Genomic DNA, 23,744 nt, shown 5'->3' on the forward strand with positions numbered 1-23,744 from the left:
AAACAATTAGGCAAAATATGATTATTTTTTAATCACCTTTTTCTCGTAAAATTAATACTATATACTGTGGATGATTTTACGAGGAGGAGTATCATGTCAAATAAAGATAATAGTCCAAGCTACAGAGACCTGATACTTGGCGTAAATAAAAAGGTACCTCTTATATCTGGAAAATGTGTTACTGCAATTAATTTTGATAATGCAGCAACTACACCACCTTTTAAATCTGTTATGGAAGATATTATTGATTTTGCTCCATGGTATTCCTCCATTCATCGTGGTGAAGGATATAAATCTCAACTAACTACCAAATTATATGAGAATTCTAGAATTGTTGTTAGCAATTTTGTTAATGCTAATGTTAATAATACTGTGATCTATGTTAAAAATTCAACAGAAGCATTTAACAAATTATCGAACCTTTTGTATGAGCCATATAAAAGAAATGTTATATTAACAACAGATATGGAGCATCATTCAAACGATCTACCTTGGAGAGATAAATTTATTGTTGATTATATATCTATAGATGAAGCTGGCATGTTGTCACTAGAGGACTTAGAAGCTAAACTAAATAAATATAATAATTATATAAGACTAGTCACAATTACAGGTGCTTCAAACATTACTGGCTATAAAAACAAAATTTATGATATCGCCAAGTTAGTTCACAAATTCGGCTCTAAACTACTTGTTGATGGTGCACAATTAGTGCCTCATGCTCCTTTTATTATGAGTAATAAGAATTTAGAATATAATATAGATTTTTTAATTTTCTCTGCTCATAAAATGTATGCTCCTTTTGGCATCGGAGTCTTAATTGGGCCTAAAAGTATTTTAGATAAATGTGAACCTGATATTGTAGGTGGTGGAACAGTAGATATTGTTACTCATGATTATATAAAGTGGAATGACTCACCTCAACGTCATGAGGCTGGTTCGCCAAACGTTATAGGGTCAATTGCTCTAGTTTCAGCTATTAAGACACTAAGTAATATTGGTATGAATAATGTGGAACGCATTGAAAGAAATTTGACTTCCTATGCTATATGTCAGATAAGAAACATTCCAAACTTAAAGATATATTGTGATCTTTCTAAAGAAACCAGCAGGGTAAGTATAATCCCCTTTAATATTTATGGTATACAACATGCTTTGGTTGCAAAAATTCTTTCCTATGAATTCGGAATTTCTGTAAGAAGTGGGTGTTTTTGCGCTCAGCCCTACGTTGTTAAGTTATTGCATATTTCTAATGAATTTTTAAGTAAGAAAATAAAAAACCCTGATTTATACAGTCCTGGCATGGTTAGAATTAGTTTTGGAATATATAATACCTACTCAGAAATTGATATATTAGCTTATGCCTTAAATAAAATTTCTTTAAAAAGAGACTACTATAACCTCAAATATGGAAACATGAAAAAAACTCTTTTTGATGTTTAAAAAATACCAATAAAACGAAAAGAAATAGTACACTACCCTATGTGTACTATTTTAATAATTATATATCTATTTATTATAAACAATTATATGACCCTTTGCTATTTAGTATAGGCATCTACTATTTCTCCATAATATAAGGTATGATAATCTCCATCTTTATAAGAGCTTTCTACAATATCTTTTGAAAGAAGCTCTGAATTCATCTCTTGTTTATATACAATTTTGCATTCGTAATGAAGTTCACACTCTCCAATTATTGGAGAATCAACCTTTTTACTATCCTCTAAGGTCAAGTTACACTCCTTAAATTTATTAATGTCTCTACCAGATTTACTTCCACACACCATTAATTGATTTTTTAGATTTTTACTTAAGGGTATACTTACTGTAAAATTATTTGAGCTCTCTATAAGCTCATGTGTGTATCTTGATTTTCTTACCATAACGGTAAATATAGGTCTATACCATATATATCCCACGTTTCCCCAGCCTATCGTCATAGTATTAATATTATCACCAGATTTCACTGTTAAGAATGCCCCTTGAGTTCGTAAAAATTCTATACCTTTTTCTAAATTTTCAGTAAAATTAACTTTCATTTATAAAACCTCCATTTTTATTTACTGTCTAACTATAAGAATAATATTATTATTGGAATAGTTATTCCAGAAAGTATTGTAGTTATAAATACGCATTGTGACGCAAGTAAACTTTCACCACCATATTTTTCAGCAATTATTGGAGCCATTACTGCTGCTGGCATTGCTTGAAGTATAACACATATGTTAAGTAACAAATTATCTACCTTTAATAGTTTTAACACTACATAAACAGTCATTGGAACTATTAAAAGTCTAACTACTGCAGCATAATATACAGAAATATTAGTAAACGCATCCTTAAATTTCATTTCTGCAAGCATCGATCCAACAATTATCATAGAAATCGGTGTTGTGGTAGATCCCACTAGTTTTAGTGAAGTTTCAATAGGTAAAGGTAATCTTATTGAAAACACGAATAAAATAAGGCCAATAATTACTGCTATTATCGCTGGGTTTGTTACTTCTTTCATCATTGATTTAAAATCCTTTTCCCCTGTAAATAACATTACACCTACTGTCCAAACTAAAATGTTAAAGGCAATATTGAATATTGCAGCATAAAAAACACCTGTTCCTCCATAAATACTTTCAAGCACTGGATAACCCATAAACCCTACATTAGAAAAAATAGTAATAAATCTAAATACTTGCTGTTTATTTTTCGCAAGTTTAAAGAAAAACATTTTACTAATAAATATTAACCCTATGTGTATTAAGAAAGAATATATTAAAATCTTTTGTGCATTACTAACCATTTCTGCTTCATACTTAATATTAAATGATGTTACTATCATAAATGGTAAAGTTATATTTAGTAATAGTTCTGACAAACCTTTATCAACTACATTATTAAGAAACTTCTTTTTCTTAGCATAAAAACCTACCGCCATAATAACAAATAATACGATAACTTGATTAATTAATTGGCTATTATCCATTTTCAATCTCCTTAATTAATAAAAACATGCTAGCAACTTACTATTACCACATTAAATAGAAATAGCTAACAATTATTAATATGTAATGGCAGTATTAAGAATTCTTAATACTGCCATTACATATTTACTTATATAGACATATACTCCATTTTTCTTTTATTGAAATACACAGGTTTTAAGTTACATGTCTCGCATATTTTTATAGCCTCTTTAAAGTTATTACCAATATCCTCTGCATGATGAGCATCAGAACCAATCGTTACATATTTACCACCCATTTGGTTATACGCCTTATAGATATTAGTTAAATTAATATACGCTTCCTTACTTCCCAGTCTTCTTGTATTAATCTCCATTACTTTCCCACTATGTAATACAGCTTTTATAACTCCGTTTATATACTCAGTAAACTCATGATAGTGAATTTCATTATCTTGGTAAGTACCATATCTAGATATATAATCAATATGCCCTAGACTATCAATAAAGTCGTACTGTTTTACACAATCTACCATACTTGAGAAATAGCTTTCGAAGGCTTCTTTTTTAGTTTTGCCCTCATAAAATTTCGGATAATAAATGTCTTCTCCCTTTGCTACATGAATAGATCCAATTACATAGTCAAAAGGATATTTTTGCACTATGTTTCTATTATCCTTAAAACAATTTTGTTGCATACCAACTTCAATTCCAAGCATAATGTTGCTCTTCTTATACTGCTCGTAGTCATTAAAATATTTATCTATATCAAAAGTAATATCTGTTCCTTCTGAAAATTTTAAATCTAGATGCTCTGTAAAAGTCAAACCTATATTATTCTTTTTTGAACGTTCAAGCGCATGCTGAACTTTCATTTGAGAGTCTTCTGAAAACTCTGTATGTACATGTGAGTCAATCATAATTCATCCTCCTAGTGTCCTTTAGAGTTTTTAACAATGTTTAATTCTGTTGTTATACTCGATTATATCAAAAATCGGCACAAAAAGATATAACCCCAAGTCCAGTCTTAGAGTTATATCCTTTTTTCTATTATCATTATAAAATTTATTATGGAATGACTTTATGGTTTGTTTTCAGTATATCTCCCCCACCAGAAATTGTGGCATCATATGTTCCAGACATAGTTCTCATACTAACAATCCAATTAAATGTAGTTACTCCTGTTCCGTCTGTAGTACGCCATTGTATTACAGACACTGTTTTATTAATTAGTTTATATGAGGTCTTTATACTATATAAAGTATTGGGTGTTCCTTTTATAGTTATGACACCTGTACCTCCACGCTTAACTGCAGCTACAGAATTTATAATTGTCAAATTACTTTGAGATTTTACAGATAGTAAATGCGTCATATTTGACTCATTTACTATCGTTACAGCTTCAGTAGTGTGATTGTATCCCATCATACACATACTTAAAAGTAAAATACATACTACCTTAATTTTAATTCTCATTAGATCACCTCTTTATATATATTAAGGTACCCATATTGCATAATATTATTAGATTTGCTTACTATTATACACATTAGTATCTAACTCATTCATTATTTTTCCTGTAACTAGCCCAGTTACCATTGAGTCACTAACATTAAGAGCTATTCTAGCCATGTCTATAAGTTGTTTTATAGCTATTAGAAGACCCTCAAGCCATCCACAAAGTCCAATAGCAGATAATACAGTTAAGGTTGCAAATATCGCTCCTCCACCTACTCCAGCTATACCAAATGAACTTAACTCATGAAATTACTTTACAAAACAAATTAGTTTGTGTATAATTCATAATCACAAACATTAGTTTACCTAATTATGAGTTTTAATACTATAAATTACTTTTTTAGTTTAAATATAGTATGTATGTGTATTTCTATAATTAAATGTAACCGAAATCATTGATTTTATAATGTTTTTATATCTGTTTCATAAATTTTAAGGAGATGACATTAATGAACAATTTAAATACTTCTACCAAGGAGGTAGAAAGTAGTAATTTTTGCGCAGAAAACGAAAATAAGGAATCAATAAGAGAAATGGCTAATAAAGTAGCAGCAGGGATAGCGAATTCGGTACTTGTGATGCTTGGTATTGGCCTTCTTTGCGAAACTATTGGTAAGTTTATACATTGGCAAGCCTTTATAGGAATAGGAACAATTGCCAAATCAATGCTTGCACCTGCACTTGGTGCTGGGGTTGCATATCAGCTTAAGGGAAACACGCTTGTTATATTTAGTGCAATGATTGCGGCAACAGTTGGAGCTAATGCTGTTCACTTTACTCCTCTTGGACTAACTTTCGTATCTGGACAACCTATCAGTGCAGTAATATCAGCAATTATAGCTGTGTATGTAGGAAAAAAAGTAGCTGGAAAAACAAAGCTTGATATGATGGCCATACCATTTTGCGCAGTTGTAGTTGGTGGTATTGCAGGACTTGGTCTTGCGGCAGTAGTAACACCTGCACTTAATTGGCTTAGCGCTCAAATTGCCTATTCAATAAAGATTTCACCATTAATTGGATCCGCCTTAGTATCCCTTAGTTGGAGCACCCTTCTAATGACACCTGCATCATCTGTAGCCATTGCAATTGCACTTAAACTCGATCCAGTATCAAGTGCTGCAGCACTAATAGGCTGTACCATTCAGTTTGTGGGTTTTACTATAATGTCATTTAAGGAAAATGATGCAGGAGCAAACATAGCTCAAGGACTTGTAACACCCAAAATACAGTTTCCAAATGTAATTAAGAATCCCAGACTATTGATACCACCCTTTATAGCATCAATTATTTGTGCACCTATAGCAACAGTTTTATTTAAATTCACTTCAACCTATGAACTCGCAGGTCTCGGACTTAATTCATTAATTGCACCGCTTAACATTCTAGCAACAAAAGGATTAAAAGGAATTTTAATTTATCTTTTTACAGGAATAATTCTCCCTTCCGCTATAATAATTCCTATATATCTTGCAATGAAAAAAACAGGACATGTAAAACCTGGGGATATGCATATGAAAATACAGTAAAAAAATAGCAGTAACCTTTATAACTAGGTTGCTGCTATTTCTTTGTTATTATTTAGAATAAGTTAAACTAAATCTGCTCATCTATCTACTTTATTATAGTTATATACTTTCCTTATATAGTGGGAATCTACTACATAACTCTTCTACTTTCTTTCTAATTGGTCCTAAATTTTCTTCTTTATTAACTATAGTTTCATTTATAAGCATAGCTATTTTTTTCATTTCTTCTTCCTTAAATCCTCTTGTAGTTACAGCTGGTGTACCAATTCTTATACCACTTGTTACAAAAGGGCTTAATGTTTCATTAGGTACTGTGTTTTTATTTACAGTAATACCCACAATATCTAATAGCTTTTCAGCATCCTTACCAGTTATATTTTTATTTGTTAGTTCTATTAGTAAAAGATGATTATCCGTACCACCTGATACTAATTTAAAACCATATTTTTGAAGTTCTTCTCCAAGTACCTTTGCATTTTTAACCACTTGCTCAATGTAAACTTTAAATTCTGGCTTAAGCGCTTCTCCGAAACAAACGGCTTTAGCAGCTATAGTATGCATTAATGGTCCACCCTGCATTCCTGGGAAAATAGATTTATCTATTTGTTTTGCATATTTCTCTTTGCATAAAATAACTCCACCTCTAGGGCCTCTTAATGTTTTATGTGTAGTAGTAGTAACAAAATCTGCATATGGAACTGGGGACTCATGTGCTCCTGTTGCAACAAGGCCTGCTATATGTGCCATATCCACAAACATATATGCATTAACATCATCACAAATTTCTTTGAACAGTTTAAAATTTATAGCTCTTGGATAAGCGCTAGCACCAATAACTATCATTTTAGGGTTATGCTCCTTAGCTAAAGCTCTTACCTTTTCATAGTCTATTGTCTCCGTTTTTAAATCAACGCCATAAGGAATGAAATTGTATAACATCCCCGAAAAATTTACATGACTTCCGTGAGTTAAATGTCCACCATGGTTTAAATTCATGCCTAGTACTGTATCTCCTGGTTTAAGCACAGAAAAGTATACAGCCATATTAGCTTGAGACCCTGAATGTGGTTGAACATTAGCATGATCTGCACCAAAAAGTTCCTTAATTCTATCACGAGCTAGGTTCTCTATTTTATCAACTACTTCACAACCTCCATAATATCTTTTACCAGGATAACCTTCTGCATATTTATTGGTAAGTATAGAACCATTTGCATCGAGTACAGCTCTGCTAACAAAATTTTCAGAAGCAATTAATTCTATATGATCCTCTTGCCTCGTATTTTCCTCTTTAATAATTTCATAAATTTTTGTATCACTTTTTTTTAAATGTTCTTGCATATTTATGACCTTCCTCTCATCTATTAAAATAACTAATGCAATAAGTGCTTCGATTAATTATTTTAAGTTAATATAAATATTACGTTTTAATTATAAAATATGTACTATACTTATATTATAAAATTTAATAAGTTATTTATCAACTAAAACCCGAAAGTTTTCCCTAAATCTTCTGAATTTTTTATATAATTTGATTATTAAAAAGCATAGAGTCTAAATTAGCAAATAACTGTATATTTTATTTTTGCATGTATACGTTTTACACTGTAAACTACAAATAATAGTAATTAATTAAACTTAATTTTCTAACTAATAATGATTTATTGAATTTATGGTATATACTAATAGAGCAATTTTAATATTATTATATACTATACAAAATTTAATACTTAAACCTTATGTTGGTCTAATCAATTTAAATTAATTGTATATTGAAAGGAGAATTTATGCATATCGATGATATTATTCATATAGCTGCTGAAGCTGGTAAAATCATATTAGAAAATGGTGGAGAGACTTATAGAGTTGAGCAAACAATTACTATGATATGTAAATCATATGGCATACCACGTACAGAAAGCTTTGTTACTCCTACTGGCATTATGATTTCTATAACTAGTGCTGATAATCAGACAATTTCACTAATTAGAAGGATAAATATAAGAACAGTTAACCTTAGTAAAGTTTCTATGATCAATAATCTATCTAGAGAATTAGTATTAAATCCTTTATCCATAGAAGAGATAAGAAAAAAAATTGAATACATCAATAATTTATCACCTTATTCTCTTAAGACAACTACTTTTTTTTCTGCTTGCTGCTCAGGATTTTTCACTTTGCTTTTTGGTGGAAATTATAAAGACTTTTTTATAGCCTTTATAATTGGAGCTCTTATTAATTGTTTAAGTGGAAGCCTTGATAAATTAGAAGTAAATAGCTTTCTAAAAAATATGCTTGCTGGTGCTTTGGCTGCGTTCCTTGCCCTCGTTGCTACCTCTCTAGGCCTAGTTGGTAACATGGATACTATAATAATAGGATCTATTATGCTTCTAGTGCCTGGTATTGCCATTACAAATGCAATAAGAGATACTATTGCCGGCGATTTAGTTTCTGGTATATCTAGGTCAATAGAGGCCTTATTCATAGCCGTTGCAATATCTTCTGGGACAAGTATAATTTTTAAAATATGGTTCTTGCTGTTTGGAGGTACTTTAATATGATTCTTAACTCTATTTATGCTTTTTTTAGTTCTCTTGGTTTCGGAATACTTTTTAATATTCGAGGCAAACTTTTAATTATTGCGTCACTTGGAGGGGGCCTTGCATGGCTTACCTATCTAATTGCTGGAAGACTACAACCCTCTATAGTTTTTTCATTATTCCTTGCCGCAATGATGGGAAGTATTTACTCTGAAATAATGGCAAGAATATATAAAAACCCTGTAACTATGTTTATAATTTGTGCAATTATACCACTTGTGCCTGGTGGTGGCATGTATTATGCTTCTCTTGAAGCAGTAAAGGGTAACTTTAATGTTGCACTAAGTAAAGGCGCTGAGACCCTATTTAGTGCAGGTGCAATTGCAGTTGGAATTGTATTCGTAGCATCAATAAGTACAATCTTCAAAAAAATAAAGAAGTAAAATTTGACTCCAAATTTTACTTCTTTATTTTTTATTTATTTTTTATTTTAAAAACATGATAAAAGTTGAGACTAACTCTTCAATTTTTTGTTTATCGACTTCGTTATCTTCATGAATAAGACAGTTTTTCGTATATCTTTCTAGTACAAGTCCACCAACTTTATTCATAGCAGCCCTTACTGCAGCAACTTGCACTAAAATGTTTTTGCAGCAAGCTTCACTAGAAACCATCTTTTCTATACCTTTAACCTGACCTTCAATTTTTCTTAACCTAACTTGGATATCTTTCACATGCTCATCATCAATTAAATTATCTTTGACTTTTGTCATTTTACCACTCCCATACATAATATAGGCACATTCAAAAAAAATAACAACCAGTATTCTATTTTCCTTCTGTTTTTGTAATACCAAGCTCTTTTAGCTGCTTCTCATCAACCATATTTGGAGCTTCACTCATTGGACAATAAGCATTTTGATTCTTAGGGAATGCTATTACATCTTTAATATTTTCTGTTCCTGCTAAGAACATTATCATTCTATCTAGCCCAAAAGCAAGTCCGCCGTGAGGTGGTGGTCCATATTTAAATGCTTCTAATAAGAATCCAAATCTTTCCCATGCCTTTTCACGCGTAAATCCTAGAACCTTAAACATAGTTTCTTGCAAATCAGAACTATGTATTCTTATACTTCCTCCACCTAATTCTTCTCCATTTAAGACTATGTCATAGGCTTTAGCGCGAACTCTACCTGGATCTGATTCTAAATATTGTAGATCTTCATCCATTGGCATTGTGAAAGGATGGTGCGCTGCTATATATCTATTTTCCTCTTCGCTATAATCAAATAAAGGGAATTCTGTAATCCATACAAAGTTAAATTCCTTATTATCTTTTAAAATTTCAAGTTCTTTAGCCACCTGTAGTCTTAGTGCACCTAAACTTTGCAATGCTACACTATCCTTGTCCGCAACAATAAGTACTAGATCTCCAGTTTTCGCATCTACCTTATTTAATATATCTTGCATTTGTTCATCACTCAAGAACTTAGCTATAGGTGATTTAATTCCATCTTCTTTACACGCAATCCATGCAAGCCCTTTAGCTCTGTACGTCTTAACAAACTCACCTAATTTGTCTAATTTCTTTCTTCCCATGTCGGAATGATTATCAACTTTTATAGCTCTTACTGAACCACCATTTTCTATGGCACTTTTAAATACTACAAATTCACACTCTTTTACTTCATTTGTAATATCGTTAATTTCCATTCCAAATCTTATATCTGGCTTATCTGAACCATATTTACTCATAGCTTCTTTATACTTCATCCTTCTTATAGGAAGTCTAACATCTTCATTTACAACTTCTTTAAATACTTTTTTAATTAAAGCTTCATTTACAGCTATAACATCATCTTCTTCAACAAAGGACATTTCTATATCTATTTGTGTAAACTCTGGTTGTCTATTCGCCCTTAAATCTTCATCTCTAAAACATCTTGCTAATTGAAAGTATTTATCATATCCAGACACCATTAACAATTGTTTAAACAATTGTGGTGATTGTGGAAGTGCATAAAACATACCTGGATAATTTCTACTTGGAACTAAATAATCACGAGCACCCTCAGGGGTACTTTTTGTAAGCATAGGTGTTTCTATTTCTAGGAATCCATTTTCATCTAGAAAGTCGCGAACAACCTTAGTTGTTTTAGAGCGTATCATAAAGATTTTTTGCATATCTGGTCTTCTTAAATCAAGGTATCTATATTTTAGACGTATATTTTCTGCCGCATCTAAACCTTCCTTTATGTATATAGGTGGTGTTTCTGATTCTGATAATATCTTTATGTTTTCACCTTTAAGCTCTACAAGCCCTGTTGGTAAATTTTCATTTGGAGATTGTCTTTTAACAAGTTCACCAGTTACCGCAATGCAATACTCTGGTTTCGCTAAATCCGCCTTTAGAAAAGCTTCTTTGTTTATTTCTTCTCCAAATACTAATTGCAATAAACCTGTTCTATCTCTTATATCAATAAAAACAAGTCCTCCTAGGTTTCTTTTCCTTTGCACCCATCCCATTACTGTTACTATATTTGATATATGTGATTCCCTAAGGTCCCCACACATATTGGTTCTTTTTAAACCATCTAATGCTTCTGCCATTTTATCTTTTTCCTCCCTTAATCCTTAACTATATTAACGATTTCTTCTATGTTACCTAATTTAATCTAGTCCTTTTCCTTAGTATTACTATTATATTAACCATATAAAGTTTCGAGCAACGAAATTTTCTTTTCAATCATCTCATCAACCCTTTTTATGTACTCGCGAACATCTTTAATATTTGCAAACCTTTCATGCCTATTTTCATCTAAAAAAACAACTTTACAAACTGCATCCGCACCAAGTGCAATAACTGTCTGTCTTTCTTCAATCATTTGAATATTGTATATTCCCTCTTTACCTGGTCTTGTATACCCAACATTCTCCATACTTCCCACCATGTTTTTCTGCCTATACATATAATAGGGTTCCATATTAAGTTTTTTAGATAAATTAACAGTAAGCTCATACATTTGATTTAATTCATCTTGACCCGGTATTTCGAACTTATAATTGTTAAGCATATTTTCATGCAGCCTAGAAGCCCTTTTTATAGACATTCCATGAATTGTAATACTATCAGGTTTTATTTCAAATATTTTATCACAAGTTTTTGTCATATGTGAAATTTTTTCCCCTGGCAGTCCTACTATTAAATCCATATTTATGTTATCAAACCCTAATTTTCTAGCCATATCAAATGTCTCAAATACATCTTTTACTGAATGATTTCTCCCAATTAATTTGAGCGTATCATCATTCATAGTTTGTGGATTAATGCTTATTCTATCTACTCCATATTTTTTCATAGACTTTAACTTTACTAAAGTTATACTATCTGGTCTCCCACATTCAACAGTAAATTCTTTCACATTATTATTCTCAGTAAAAGCTTCATAAATACACTTCATTATGAATTCAAATTGCTCATCATTTACAGAAGTTGGTGTTCCCCCTCCAAAATAAACGCATTCTATATTTAGCTTTTTCTTCTTAATATAGCTACTTATGCTTTTAATCTCGAGAGATAATGCTTCAAGATAAGGCTCTACAATGTTTTTGCATTTTGCAATTGGATTAGATGCAAAGGAACAGTATATGCAACGGGTAGGACAAAAAGGCATACCAATATAAACACTAATGTTGTCTTTATCTTTATTAACAATATTCCTCTCAAACTTTGCAACATCAATACAAAGCTTAGCCTTATCTTCTCTTGCGATATATTTTTCTTTAAAATCTGCTATTATAGCATCATCAGAAAATCCCTTTTGTAAAAGCTCAAGTGCTCTTTTAGAAGGTCTTATTCCTATTAAAGTACCCCAAGGAAGCTCCTGAGTTGTATTCTTTGAAAAATATAAAAAAACAGCCTTTTTAACTTCTTCTTTAAGTTTGTACGATTTATTGATTTTATATTTAAAAATTTTAGACTCTTTTTGGATTTCTATTACCTCTTCTTTAACGTTAACATTAAAATCATAGTTTTCTTCTACGAATTTAATATCTGGAAAAAGAAAGAATAAATTTATCATTTGATATACATCATAGTTAAATTGTGCATTATTTAATTTTACCTTAATCATCTTAACTCCTTAATAAAATATAGTGTATAATATTTTAGTATTATTTAACTCTACATTAATCCTGTGAGAAACGGGTTATTTAGTTTTTCATTACCTATTGTGCTATATAGTCCGTGACCTGGATACACCATAGTATCCCTATCAAGGCATAAAAGCTTTGATTTTATGCTATTAATTATAGTATCAAAATCTCCTCCTGCAAAATCTGTTCTTCCTATAGAACCTGCAAAAAGTGTATCTCCAGTGAACGCACAGTTATTAATTAAAAAACTCATGCCCCCTGGTGTATGTCCTGGTGTATCGATGCATGTAATTTCTAAGTTAGATATTGTTATTTTATCTCCATCCTTTAGTAGTTTATCCGCACCTCCTTGAATGAGAGGCCCAAATAATTGAACACCTGCAGTTATAAGATCATCATCTTTTTTATTTATACATACTATTGCCTTTGTAACCGCTTTTAACTCCGCAACACCTGTTGTATGATCTAAATGTCCATGTGTCAAAAGTATATACTTTACCTTTGCTCCTAAGTTATCTATGACGCTAACAATATTATCCACATTACCACCCGGATCTATAACAAATGCTTCTCTGGTGTTTTTATCCATTACAATATAACAGTTAGATTCATATACTCCTGTAACAACTTTTTTTATCTCCATTTTAGTCCTCCTAAAATTCTTACTTACTCTCTAAAATTAAAGTTACTGGTCCATCATTTTGTATATATACCTGCATATCTGCTCCAAATTTCCCAGTTTTAACTTCTCCTAGCATTTCTTTGCATTGTTTTACAAACTCTATATATAATGTTTCAGATTCTTCTCCACCAAGTGCTTTCATAAAACTTGGCCTTCTACCTTTCCTACAATCCCCATATAATGTAAACTGAGAAACTATAAGAAGTTCACCTTTGACGTCTAATAAGGATAAATTCATTTTCCCATCTTCATCAAAAATTCGAAGATTTAATATCTTGTCTTTTAAATATTTTATATCATCCTGCGTATCACCCTCGCATATTCCGAGTAACACATTTAATCCGCTGCCTATTTCACTTACTAATTTGCCATCTATCTCAACCTTTGATGATTTAACCCTTTGCACCACTGCTCTCATAATTACTCATCTCCTAAATCAAATAGAGCTCCTAATTAGTTTTTAATTCTGTAGACTTCTATTACACCAGTCAATTTATTCATTTTCTTTTGTAATTCTTTGAGATTCTCTATGCCAGCTACCTTTAACTTTATGTTTATTAAAGCGACGTTGTTTTTTAAGGTTTTTGCGTTTATTGAGTATAACTGTGTTTTTGTAATTGTTATTACTTCCATTATGTTAGACAATAAACCATATCTATCATCAGCTTTTATTTGAATTTCAGTAATGTAGTCTTTTCCCTCAGAAGCTCCCCAGTTCACCTCAACTACCTTGTTTACTTCATTTTTTGTTAAGGCTTCAACATTTTTGCAATCCTTCCTATGAACAGAAACTCCACGTCCTTTAGTTATATAGCCTATTATTTCGTCGCCAGGAACAGGATTACAACACTTGGCAAACCTTACAAGAACATTGCCCTCGCCCTTGACAATAAGGCCTTGGTAATCCATTTTCTTTTTTTCATCTTTTATAGCGTTCTTGTTTAACTTTTGCTCAATTTCTTCAACAGTCATATTTTCTTTGTTTTTATTTTCAAAAACCTCTCTCAATCTATTAACTACAGTTGAAGGCATGATATCTCCTACTCCAACATAAGCAAACAAATCATCTACAGTTCTAAAATTATATTTTTTATATATTTTTTCTATCGCATCGCCCTTAGCAATCTCACCAAAATTATATTCTTGTCTTTTAGATTCTCGCTCTAATAGTTCTTTACCTTTTTCAATACTCTCATCTCTTTTTGCTTTTTTAAACCAAGATTTAATCTTGCTTTTAGCTTGATTACTCTTAGTAATATTAAGCCAATCAATATTTGGGCCTTTAGGAGTGGGTGAAGTTAAGATTTCAACTATTTCCCCGGTTTTCAAATGATATTCTAAAGGTACCATGCGTCCATTTACTTTCGCACCCATACACTTATGACCTATATCCGTATGGATTCTGTATGCAAAATCAATTGGTGTAGCATCAAGTGGCAAGTTTATCACCTCACCCTTTGGTGAGAATACAAAAACCTCATCTGAAAATAAATCAATCTTAAAGCCTTCCATAAACTCTTCAGCATCAAAAGTTTCTCCTTGCCATTCAAGAATATCTTTTAGCCAAGATAGTTTAGAATCAAGATTCCCGTCCTCACTATTCTCTTCACCTTCTTTATATTTCCAATGAGCAGCAATACCATACTCTGCAGTTTTGTGCATTTCATAAGTTCTTATTTGAATCTCAAAGGGTTTCCCGTGTGGTCCTATTACCGTTGAATGTAATGATTGATACATATTTGGCTTTGGCATTGCAATATAATCTTTAAATCTCCCTGGAATTGGTTTATAAACTGTATGAACTATACCAAGAGCTGCATAGCAATTTCCAATATCATTAACTAGTATTCTAACCGCAGTTAAATCAAAAACTTGATCTATAGTCTTATTTTTAGTAACCATTTTCCTATATATACTATAAAAATGTTTTGGTCTACCGTCAATATCTGCTTCAATTCCAACAATATTTAAGTTATACTTTAATTCAAGCATTATATTATTTATATTTTCTTCTCGCTCAACTCTTTTTTCTGCAATTTTTCTAACTAAATTATAATATTCATTTGGATTTAAATACCTTAAAGATAAGTCCTCTAGCTCCCATTTAATCTTAGACATTCCAAGTCTGTGAGCGAGTGGTGCATAAATGTCCAAAGTTTCCTTTGCCTTTTGCTTTTGCTTTGCAACTGGCATATATTTTAGTGTACGCATATTATGAAGTCTATCTGCGAGTTTAATGAGTATAACTCTGATATCCTTTGCCATGGCGAGCAGCATTTTACGAACATTATCCGCTTGTTCTTCTTCCTTAGTCTTATATTTTATAAGTCCAAGTTTAGTTACGCCCTCCACTAAAGTTGCAACCTCTACATTAAATTCTTTGCTTATATCTTCAAAAGTATATACTGTATCTTCAATTACATCATGAAGTAAGCCTGCAATAATTGTGCTAGTATCAAGTCCCATCTCTGCTAAAATACATGCTACTTCTAATGGGTGCACAATATACGGTTCCCCTGATTCTCTCTTTTGCTCTTTATGCGCTGAATACGAGAAATTATAAGCTTTTATAATGAGATCTTTGTCTACAGCATTACAATTATTTTCAATTTTATGTAACAATTTTTTAAGCATTGCTTATACACTCCTAAAATCAAAGGCTGGTTAAATAACCAGCCAATACTTTTTACTAATATTATATAATATTTTGTAGATTTATGCAATTTTAATTTAATAACTCACTACACTAAGTTTAAATAGACATTATATATCATATTTTACAAGAGACATTATGTCATAATCCTGCAACTTACCTTTTCCATTAAGCTCTGTTAACTCAATTACAAAATTTAAGGAAACAACTATGCCACCCATTTGCTCTATAAGTTTTGTTACTGCTGCAACTGTACCACCTGTCGCAAGTAAGTCATCTACTATTGCAACCTTTTGTCCAGGCTTTATTGCATCTTTATGAATTTCAAGTTTATCGCTGCCATATTCAAGTTGATACTCAATTTGTATAGTTTCAGAGGGAAGCTTACCCGGCTTTCTAACTGGTACAAAACCTGCTCCTAAAGCATAAGCCACAGGTACACCAAATAAAAATCCTCTTGCTTCTGGTCCTACTATAACATCTACTTGTTTATCTTTTAAATATTCTACCATACCATCTATAGTGTACTTAAGTACGCTTGCATCTTGTAGTAACGTAGTTATGTCTTTAAAACTAATACCATTTTTCGGAAAATTTTCTATTATTCTAATACTATCTTTTAGATCCACTGCTATTCCCCCTAAAATAAATGCAAAATTTACAATCACAAGAACATTTAATCAATTTTATTTTTTACTTGCACTGACCATTATATAATATAATGCCTTATATATGCAATGCAAAGATTATGTAGTATTTATTAAATTATGAGGCTGTTTCTTAATTCTTTATCTAAGTATTTTGATATCTGCAGTGCTCTATTTTTATCTGAGGTTATAAACAACTCAACAACTATTTTAGCATTATCCATTCTTCCAACAGGATTAATTGTAGGCATTACTGTTAATGCTAGCTTTGATACTGTGTCTTCATTAATAATCTTAATATTGTGAGTTTTTAACAATGCGCAAATTCCATAATTATTTGTGCAATTTAATTGCTTTATACCTTCTTCAGCAATTATTTTATTTTCACTCTCAATTTTCATTTTGCTATAAATAGTACCTATCATTACTAAATCCATATATTTATTTACAGATTTCATTTTATAGTAAGATGAAATTGCTTGAGCTAGTTTAAACGCAATTCCCGATGTACATAGTCCTTTAAAAGGGTAATTACATCCTTTCTGCTTTGGATTAACAACAATAGTATCAGGGGTGTGTTTAATAGGTTCGTGAAAATCTGTGATGATAACATCAATTCCTATGTATTTACATAATTCAACTTCACTGTAAGAATTAATCCCACAGCCTAAGGTTATTATAAGTCCTGGTCCCAAATATTTTATATGATTCGTAATATCATTTTCAAGTAAATCACGACTATCACTTAATTCACTTGGTATAAAATACTCAACATCCGCATTTAGAAAGTTAAGCACTAACATCAATAATGAAATCGCCGTAATACTATCAACATCATAAAATCCATAAAGGACAATTTTTTCTCTCTCATTTATAGATTTAACAATTCTGTATAATGCATTCTCCATCCCTTTTAATAAAAATGGATTGTACATATCATAATCTATAAATTTATTATTTTCTTGCATGTTTTTAAGACAATCCACCATAAAAACTCCTCAAAGTTAATAGAAAACATATTAAATATAATTTAGGCTCATGATTTTCTACTCAATAATTAATCTAATAATTTTATAATCCCATATAATACAATATAAAAAAGACAAGGAAGTACCTAATACATCATACTTCTCTGTCTTTAATTTTGTGTTTCTTAATATACTTAAGCTGTTACTCTCTTTTTTCTTTTTTTAAGCACAACCCAAACAGGACTTGCTATAAAAATCGAAGAATAACATCCAACTGCTATACCTATAATTAATGGTTCACTTAGCTCTCTTATAGATGGTACAAGTGCATATACTGCAATTATACTAATTAGAACTGTAAGAACTGTATTAATTGATCTTGCTAAAGTTTGTGTAATACTCGTATTAGCAATCTCTTCTATAGATGATTTTCTCATAATCCTTTGGTTTTCCCTTATTCTATCAAATATAACGATAGTATCATTAATAGAATAACCAATTATAGTAAGAATAGCTGCAATAAAAGGTGCATTTACCGGTATTCTGAATACTGCATATACTCCAAGAGTAATTAGCACATCGTGTAACAATGCAATTATAGCTGCAATTCCAAATTTAAATTCAAATCTGATGCCAATATACACTAACATACAAATTGTAGCAAAAATTAAAGCGACTATTGCTTTTGACTTTAATTCATTACCAACAGATGCTCCAGTTGTATCTTGTGAAACTAAATCGCTAGATTTAAATTGGGTCTTAATTTCTTGCACCATGGTTGCAATTTCATCAGCAGAAAGTGCATCACTTTTTACGATTATTTCTATATCTTTGCCATTATCAACTGTTTTAGATAGATATTCGCCTTTTGCGTATTTGTCTACTATTTTATCTACATCTGATTTATCAAATTTTTGATTCATACCTATTGTAAGTGCAGTACCACCCTTAAAATCTATTCCTAAGTTTAGTCCTTTCACTGCCATAGTCCCCATTCCTATCACAATTATGAATAGAGAGATAGCAAACCATAGTTTTGTTTTTTCAACTATCTTTAGCATATGCTTACCCCCTCTTCACGCCAAAATGAGATATTTTACTTAGTAGTCCCATTTCAACCGCTAATTTTAATAAGAACTTAGTACATGTAAGTGCTGTAAATATACTTATTACTATACCAACTATCAATGTAAGTGCAAATCCTTTAACCGCTCCTGTTCCCATTGAGTAAAGAACTACACCAGAAATTATAGTTGTAATGTTTGAATCTAGTATTGAAGGCAATGCTCTATGAAATCCCGCATGTACAGACGCTTTTATTGATTTTCCTGTTTTAAGTTCTTCTCTTGTTCTTTCAAATATTAACACATTAGCATCTACTGCCATTCCTATTGTAAGTAAGAATCCAGCTATACCTGCAACTGTTAAAGTTACATTCAGAGCTGAAAATGCTCCAAGAACCAAAACTACATATAATATTAAAGATATATCTGCAATTATTCCTGGTACTCTATAATACAAAAGCATAAATAACAAGATAAATAATGTTCCTATAGCTCCAGCCTTCATGCTTTGTGATAATGCATTTGTGCCTAAAGTAGCACCAACTGTTTTAACTGAAACAGCTTTTAAAGTTACTGGCAATGCTCCTGATTTTATAATCTGAGCTTGTTTTGAAGCTTCTTCTAATGTTTTGCTTCCTGTTATAACAGCTTTTCCATCAGATATAACTGCTTGTACTGTAGGATTAGTTAACTGATCAGCATCCATATAAATAGCAATTGGTTGACCAATGAACTTCTGAGTTGCTATTGCAAACTTTTTTTTACCTGTTTCATTAAACTCAAGACTTATAGCAGGTTGATTGTCATCGTTTGTATATGCCGTAGCATTTTTTACATCTTTACCAGTAAGAATTGTTACTTTATCAGGACCAACAAATTTAAGCTCTCCCGACTTTGCAACTGTATCAAGAATCACTTTCGAATCGAACTTACCTGGTATCTCGATTCTAATTCTTTTATTGCCTTCTTTAGCAACCATTGTCTCACTAACGCCCATTTTGTTGACTCTCATCGAAATAAGTTCAATAGTTCTATCTAAAGTTTTTGAATCAACAGCTCCGCCTTGAACTTCTTCTAAAATAGAAATTCCACCCTGCAAATCAAGCCCTTTATTTATTGTTTCAGTAAATGGCTTTAACCTATAGTCTCCTATTGTAAGTCCATGGAAGCCTGTAAATGCAAATATTCCAATAAATAAAACACTGATTAAAAAAAGTATCACGCTTTTTTTCTTCTTCATCTTTATCCCCCTTTGCGGCTTGTTAATAAGTACAATTATACAATTTGTTACAATTATAGTCAATATCAGGTTATGTAATCTACTTATTCATTGTTTTTGCTTTTAAAGCGATAGCACATTCTATCCTTTTCTTTTGCATCTTACATCCAATTTCATAGGGAATATGCATATCTCCATTAAAGTTAAAGTTATTTGCTTGACATCCCCCACTACAATAAAATTTAGCCCAACACTGCGTACATGTAGGCTTATTATAAATGTGTGCTTCCTTAAACTCTTGTACCATTTTTGTATTAGTAATTCCATTATATATATCACCCATAAGAAAATCTGTGTTACCAACAAATTGATGACATGGATATATATCGCCATCAGGAGTAACCGCTATATATTCATGGCCTGCTCCACATCCAGCTATTCTTTTATAAACACAAGGTCCACCTTGCAAATCTATATTAAAGTGATAAAATTTAAATTCATTGCCATCCTTATGTCTCTGAATCATATCAGTATATAATTTATCATATTGCTCAAAAATAACTAGTAGATCTTCCTCTCTAAGTGAAAGTTCATGATTATCTGGTAACACTACTGGTTCTATAGAGATTTCTTTAAACCCTAAGTCTGCCATATGTTTTATATCTTCAAAGAAATCAGTATTTTCTCTTGTGAATGTTCCCCTTACATAGTATTGTTTAGACTTATCTCTCCTGTCTACCATCTCTTTAATTTTTGGAAGTATCCTATCATATGAACCACTTCCATCTACCTTTACTCTAACCTTATCATTTACAGATTTTCTACCATCTATGCTAAGGACTATATTACCCATATTTTCATCTAAATATTGCATAACTTCATCATTAAGTAACGTAGCATTAGTTGTCATCGTAAATCTTATAGCTTTATTATAAATTTTTTCTTGAATCTTTGCATACGCTACTATTTCTTTTATCATATCAAAAGCCATAAGTGGTTCTCCACCAAATAAATCTACCTCAATGTTTTTTCTTGGTCCAGAATTTTTTATAACAAAATCAATTGCTTTCTTGCCGACTTCTACGGGCATTGGTTTCCTAGCACCATGATACTCACCCTCATCAGCAAAGCAGTATTTACATCTTAAATTACAATCATGTATTATATTTAGGCACAATGCCTTTATGTAAGGTTCCGATTGTCCACCATTCATTGCAATCTCTTCGTATAAATCATCTGTATATAACGTGCCTCCCTGAATTAAGCTCTGAATTTCGTTATATACTTCCTCAATGTCTTCTCTGCTATATTTTTCTTTAAAAGTTTCTATTAAATCCTCTTTATTTTTAAGAGAACTATTATCCAAAAGATCATAAACTATTTCATCAACTACATGTACCGCTCCAGAGTTTACATCAATTACATAATATTCGCCATCTTGAATGAATTTATGAATTAGTGACAATTTATTACCTCCTAACTAAATTTAAAGCAGTAACCCTAGTTACTGCCTCGTTTATTATATTAATTTTCACAAGCTAAGTTAGCTACTGTACAAGAAGTTTTACATGCTGATTGACATGAATTAGCACATTCCTTGCATCCAGGTTTTTTAAGACTTTCTTTAATTGTTGCTTCGTTTATAGTTTTTATATGTTTCATTTTTCATTCCTCCATATCATAAAGTTAACCTATATATTATACCATAATATTGATTTTAAATAAAGTATTTCTATAGATTTATTCCAAGCATTCCAGACAAACCACCTATGCCTAGAGCTAAAGCCATTCTAATAACTTCACGTGTTCCAATAACAGCACTTCCGCCACCAAAAACTTTAACTAGATATAAAACTAACATGTAAGTAACTGCCACCATAATACCCATTAGCCAACCTTTTTCTCCTGCTTTCTTTGCAGCAAACACTGACCCATATAATACACTAACTAATGTTATTACAATGTAAAAAACAGATGTTACCTTCATGCTAGCTGGTAAATAAGTTGTTATTATAGAATAAATCACTAATATAATTAAGGTTAAAATTGCAGCCCTAAATACGCCTTCACCAGCACAAGAATACTTTAATTTATTTTCCATATAAATTCCCCCTTTTCTATAGATTTCCAATAAAAAAGAGTATTTTTTATTGGAAATCTATAGTATTAAATATGATTTAAAAAGGGGGTTTATTACTTATTTTTCTACTTTTTCTCTACTACTTCAGCATTACTTACATTAATAACTGTGCCTATTCCACTTTTTGCTAATTTAATTCTAGTTCTGTCTGGGCCACTTTCTAATATAATGTACTCATCTTGAATGTTGATTATTTTGCCCATCATACCGCCTTTAGTCATTACTTCATCATTTACTTTTAAATTATTTAAAAGTGCAGCATATTTTTTCTTTCTCTTGTTTTCTGGTATAAATATTACTAGATAAAATACTGCAAGCATTAAAATTAAAGGTAATAAAGTTCCTATTGATTGCATTTATGTTCCCCTCCTTTCTATAATACTTCTCAAACTTATAATAAATAATTTTCCTACAAAACTAATTTCTAAAAAACTAAATACTTCCCTTATTATTAATCTTATAAGTTAATTATATTATAGTAAATTAATATTACTCATTCCACAAAGCAAGCTTCTCTGCCTTAAATTCTTCAAAACAATCATTATCAATGGCATCTCTAATGTCTTCCATAAGTTTATTATAAAAATATAAATTATGAAGTACACAAAGCCTCATGGCAAGCATTTCTTTTGCCTTGAATAAGTGCCTAATATAGGCTCTTGTGTAATTTTTACAAGTAGGACACTGACATCCTTCATCTATTGGTGTTGCGTCTAATTCAAATTTAGCATTCATAATATTTATTCTGCCATCACTCGTAAACACATTTCCATGTCTTCCATTTCTTGCCGGTAATACACAGTCAAAAAAGTCTACACCTCTCGATACAGCTTCTAATATGTTGCTTGGATAACCCACTCCCATAAGATATATAGGTTTATCCTCAGGCAAATATGGAACAACTGCATCAAGGATTTTATACATATCTTCATGGCTCTCTCCAACTGCCAGGCCACCTATAGCATAGCCATCGAGATCCATTTTACTAATCGTTTTAGCATGCTCTATTCTTATATCTGAGTATGTTCCACCTTGATTTATACCAAATAACATCTGTTTGTTATTTATAGTGTCTGATTGAAGATTTAATTTATCCATCTCAATCTTACAACGCTCTAGCCACCTTGTAGTTCTTGCTACTGAATCTACAACATATTCTCTAGTAGATGGATTGGGTATACATTCGTCAAAGGCCATAGCAATGGTAGATCCTAGATTACTTTGTATCTGCATACTTTCTTCTGGACCCATGAATATCTTCTTACCATCAATATGTGAATTAAAGTAAACACCTTCTTCTTTAATTTTTCTCATTTTTGATAGTGAAAAAACTTGATATCCACCTGAATCTGTAAGAATAGGTCTATCCCAATTCATAAATTTATGTAACCCACCTAATTGTCTTATTACCTTGTCAGTTGGCCTTAAGTGCAAATGGTAAGTATTTGATAATTCCACTTGGCAATTAATTTCTTTTAAATCCATAGTAGAAACGGCGCCTTTAATAACTGCTAAAGTCCCTACATTCATAAAAACAGGTGTTTGAATTGTGCCGTGAGGTGTTGTAAACTCGCCACGTCTTACTTTACCACTTTTCTTAAGTAATTTATACATACTTACCCTTCTTTCTATACGATAATTAAAAATTAGTTCCTTATTCCTATTTATTC

The 23,744-nt window shown here is 31.3% G+C and carries 24 protein-coding genes and 1 pseudogene; 4 read left to right on the plus strand and 21 right to left on the minus strand.

What is annotated here, in order from left to right:
- Window positions 1-93: 93 nt before the first annotated feature.
- The gene (locus LGK95_RS01915; RefSeq protein ID WP_226121585.1) at window positions 94-1,443 is read left to right on the plus strand and encodes an aminotransferase class V-fold PLP-dependent enzyme; all 1,350 of its coding nucleotides are present in this window, start codon (window positions 94-96) and stop codon (window positions 1,441-1,443) included.
- A gap of 98 nt (window positions 1,444-1,541) precedes the next feature.
- On the opposite strand, the gene LGK95_RS01920 is transcribed toward LGK95_RS01915, so the two are convergent.
- From LGK95_RS01920 to LGK95_RS22635, 5 genes and pseudogenes are all read right to left on the minus strand, one after another.
- Window positions 1,542-2,042, minus strand: coding sequence for a flavin reductase family protein (locus LGK95_RS01920; RefSeq protein WP_226121587.1), 501 nt, complete (start codon window positions 2,040-2,042; stop codon window positions 1,542-1,544).
- Between the two features lie 32 nt (window positions 2,043-2,074).
- The gene (locus tag LGK95_RS01925; protein WP_226121588.1) at window positions 2,075-2,983 is read right to left on the minus strand and encodes an AEC family transporter; all 909 of its coding nucleotides are present in this window, start codon (window positions 2,981-2,983) and stop codon (window positions 2,075-2,077) included.
- Between the two features lie 128 nt (window positions 2,984-3,111).
- The gene (locus tag LGK95_RS01930; protein WP_226121591.1) at window positions 3,112-3,882 is read right to left on the minus strand and encodes a histidinol phosphate phosphatase; all 771 of its coding nucleotides are present in this window, start codon (window positions 3,880-3,882) and stop codon (window positions 3,112-3,114) included.
- Between the two features lie 148 nt (window positions 3,883-4,030).
- Window positions 4,031-4,438 (minus strand): hypothetical protein, encoded by a 408-nt coding sequence (locus tag LGK95_RS01935; RefSeq protein ID WP_226121593.1) that lies wholly within the window; start codon window positions 4,436-4,438, stop codon window positions 4,031-4,033.
- Window positions 4,439-4,594: 156 nt separating this feature from the next.
- A pseudogene (locus tag LGK95_RS22635) lies at window positions 4,595-4,705 on the minus strand (hypothetical protein); the annotation flags it as partial.
- Window positions 4,706-4,929: 224 nt separating this feature from the next.
- On the opposite strand from LGK95_RS22635, the gene LGK95_RS01945 reads away from it, so the two are divergent.
- The gene (locus LGK95_RS01945) at window positions 4,930-6,006 is read left to right on the plus strand and encodes a PTS transporter subunit IIC (RefSeq protein WP_226121595.1); all 1,077 of its coding nucleotides are present in this window, start codon (window positions 4,930-4,932) and stop codon (window positions 6,004-6,006) included.
- 99 nt (window positions 6,007-6,105) lie between these two features.
- On the opposite strand, the gene LGK95_RS01950 is transcribed toward LGK95_RS01945, so the two are convergent.
- On the minus strand, window positions 6,106-7,347 hold the full coding sequence (locus LGK95_RS01950; RefSeq protein WP_226121597.1) for a serine hydroxymethyltransferase: 1,242 nt from the start codon (window positions 7,345-7,347) through the stop codon (window positions 6,106-6,108).
- Between the two features lie 446 nt (window positions 7,348-7,793).
- Between LGK95_RS01950 and LGK95_RS01955 the strand changes: the two genes are divergently transcribed.
- A complete protein-coding gene (locus tag LGK95_RS01955; RefSeq protein ID WP_226121599.1) occupies window positions 7,794-8,567 on the plus strand; it encodes a threonine/serine exporter family protein in 774 nt (257 codons plus the stop codon).
- Window positions 8,564-8,989 (plus strand): threonine/serine exporter family protein, encoded by a 426-nt coding sequence (locus LGK95_RS01960; protein ID WP_226121601.1) that lies wholly within the window; start codon window positions 8,564-8,566, stop codon window positions 8,987-8,989. The genes LGK95_RS01955 and LGK95_RS01960 overlap by 4 nt, the downstream gene beginning before the upstream one ends.
- Window positions 8,990-9,031: 42 nt before the next feature.
- Here LGK95_RS01960 and LGK95_RS01965 read toward each other — a convergent pair whose 3' ends face one another.
- The 15 genes from LGK95_RS01965 to tgt all read right to left on the minus strand — a co-directional run bounded on the left by LGK95_RS01965 (window position 9,032) and on the right by tgt (window position 23,688).
- A complete protein-coding gene (locus LGK95_RS01965; protein ID WP_226121603.1) occupies window positions 9,032-9,319 on the minus strand; it encodes a metal-sensitive transcriptional regulator in 288 nt (95 codons plus the stop codon).
- Between the two features lie 55 nt (window positions 9,320-9,374).
- On the minus strand, window positions 9,375-11,156 hold the full coding sequence (gene aspS, locus LGK95_RS01970) for an aspartate--tRNA ligase (RefSeq protein WP_226121605.1): 1,782 nt from the start codon (window positions 11,154-11,156) through the stop codon (window positions 9,375-9,377).
- 95 nt (window positions 11,157-11,251) lie between these two features.
- Window positions 11,252-12,679, minus strand: coding sequence for a coproporphyrinogen III oxidase (locus LGK95_RS01975; protein ID WP_226121607.1), 1,428 nt, complete (start codon window positions 12,677-12,679; stop codon window positions 11,252-11,254).
- Window positions 12,680-12,729: 50 nt separating this feature from the next.
- Window positions 12,730-13,344 (minus strand): MBL fold metallo-hydrolase, encoded by a 615-nt coding sequence (locus LGK95_RS01980; protein WP_226121609.1) that lies wholly within the window; start codon window positions 13,342-13,344, stop codon window positions 12,730-12,732.
- Window positions 13,345-13,363: 19 nt separating this feature from the next.
- The gene (dtd, locus tag LGK95_RS01985; protein ID WP_226121611.1) at window positions 13,364-13,801 is read right to left on the minus strand and encodes a D-aminoacyl-tRNA deacylase; all 438 of its coding nucleotides are present in this window, start codon (window positions 13,799-13,801) and stop codon (window positions 13,364-13,366) included.
- 35 nt (window positions 13,802-13,836) lie between these two features.
- Window positions 13,837-16,017 (minus strand): RelA/SpoT family protein, encoded by a 2,181-nt coding sequence (locus LGK95_RS01990; RefSeq protein ID WP_226121613.1) that lies wholly within the window; start codon window positions 16,015-16,017, stop codon window positions 13,837-13,839.
- Between the two features lie 129 nt (window positions 16,018-16,146).
- On the minus strand, window positions 16,147-16,665 hold the full coding sequence (locus LGK95_RS01995; protein ID WP_226121615.1) for an adenine phosphoribosyltransferase: 519 nt from the start codon (window positions 16,663-16,665) through the stop codon (window positions 16,147-16,149).
- A gap of 131 nt (window positions 16,666-16,796) precedes the next feature.
- Window positions 16,797-17,672: a DHH family phosphoesterase gene (locus LGK95_RS02000; protein ID WP_226121617.1), complete on the minus strand. Its 876-nt coding sequence runs from the start codon at window positions 17,670-17,672 to the stop codon at window positions 16,797-16,799.
- Window positions 17,673-17,845: 173 nt separating this feature from the next.
- Window positions 17,846-18,712 (minus strand): protein translocase subunit SecF, encoded by an 867-nt coding sequence (gene secF, locus LGK95_RS02005; protein WP_226121619.1) that lies wholly within the window; start codon window positions 18,710-18,712, stop codon window positions 17,846-17,848.
- A gap of 4 nt (window positions 18,713-18,716) precedes the next feature.
- On the minus strand, window positions 18,717-19,955 hold the full coding sequence (gene secD / locus LGK95_RS02010; protein WP_226121621.1) for a protein translocase subunit SecD: 1,239 nt from the start codon (window positions 19,953-19,955) through the stop codon (window positions 18,717-18,719).
- A 79-nt stretch (window positions 19,956-20,034) separates the two neighbouring features.
- Window positions 20,035-21,399, minus strand: a complete 1,365-nt coding sequence (gene scfB, locus LGK95_RS02015; RefSeq protein ID WP_226121623.1) for a thioether cross-link-forming SCIFF peptide maturase — start codon at window positions 21,397-21,399, stop codon at window positions 20,035-20,037.
- Between the two features lie 59 nt (window positions 21,400-21,458).
- A complete protein-coding gene (gene scfA / locus LGK95_RS02020) occupies window positions 21,459-21,596 on the minus strand; it encodes a six-cysteine ranthipeptide SCIFF (RefSeq protein WP_226121625.1) in 138 nt (45 codons plus the stop codon).
- A gap of 70 nt (window positions 21,597-21,666) precedes the next feature.
- Window positions 21,667-22,035, minus strand: a complete 369-nt coding sequence (locus tag LGK95_RS02025; protein ID WP_226121627.1) for a TIGR04086 family membrane protein — start codon at window positions 22,033-22,035, stop codon at window positions 21,667-21,669.
- Between the two features lie 104 nt (window positions 22,036-22,139).
- Window positions 22,140-22,430 (minus strand): preprotein translocase subunit YajC, encoded by a 291-nt coding sequence (yajC, locus tag LGK95_RS02030; protein WP_226121629.1) that lies wholly within the window; start codon window positions 22,428-22,430, stop codon window positions 22,140-22,142.
- Between the two features lie 133 nt (window positions 22,431-22,563).
- Window positions 22,564-23,688: a tRNA guanosine(34) transglycosylase Tgt gene (gene tgt, locus LGK95_RS02035; protein WP_226121631.1), complete on the minus strand. Its 1,125-nt coding sequence runs from the start codon at window positions 23,686-23,688 to the stop codon at window positions 22,564-22,566.
- Between the last annotated feature and the right edge of the window lie 56 nt (window positions 23,689-23,744).

It is taken from the genome of Clostridium algoriphilum (assembly GCF_020443705.1).
GTDB classification, from domain to species: Bacteria; Bacillota; Clostridia; order Clostridiales; family Clostridiaceae; genus Clostridium_AD; species Clostridium_AD algoriphilum.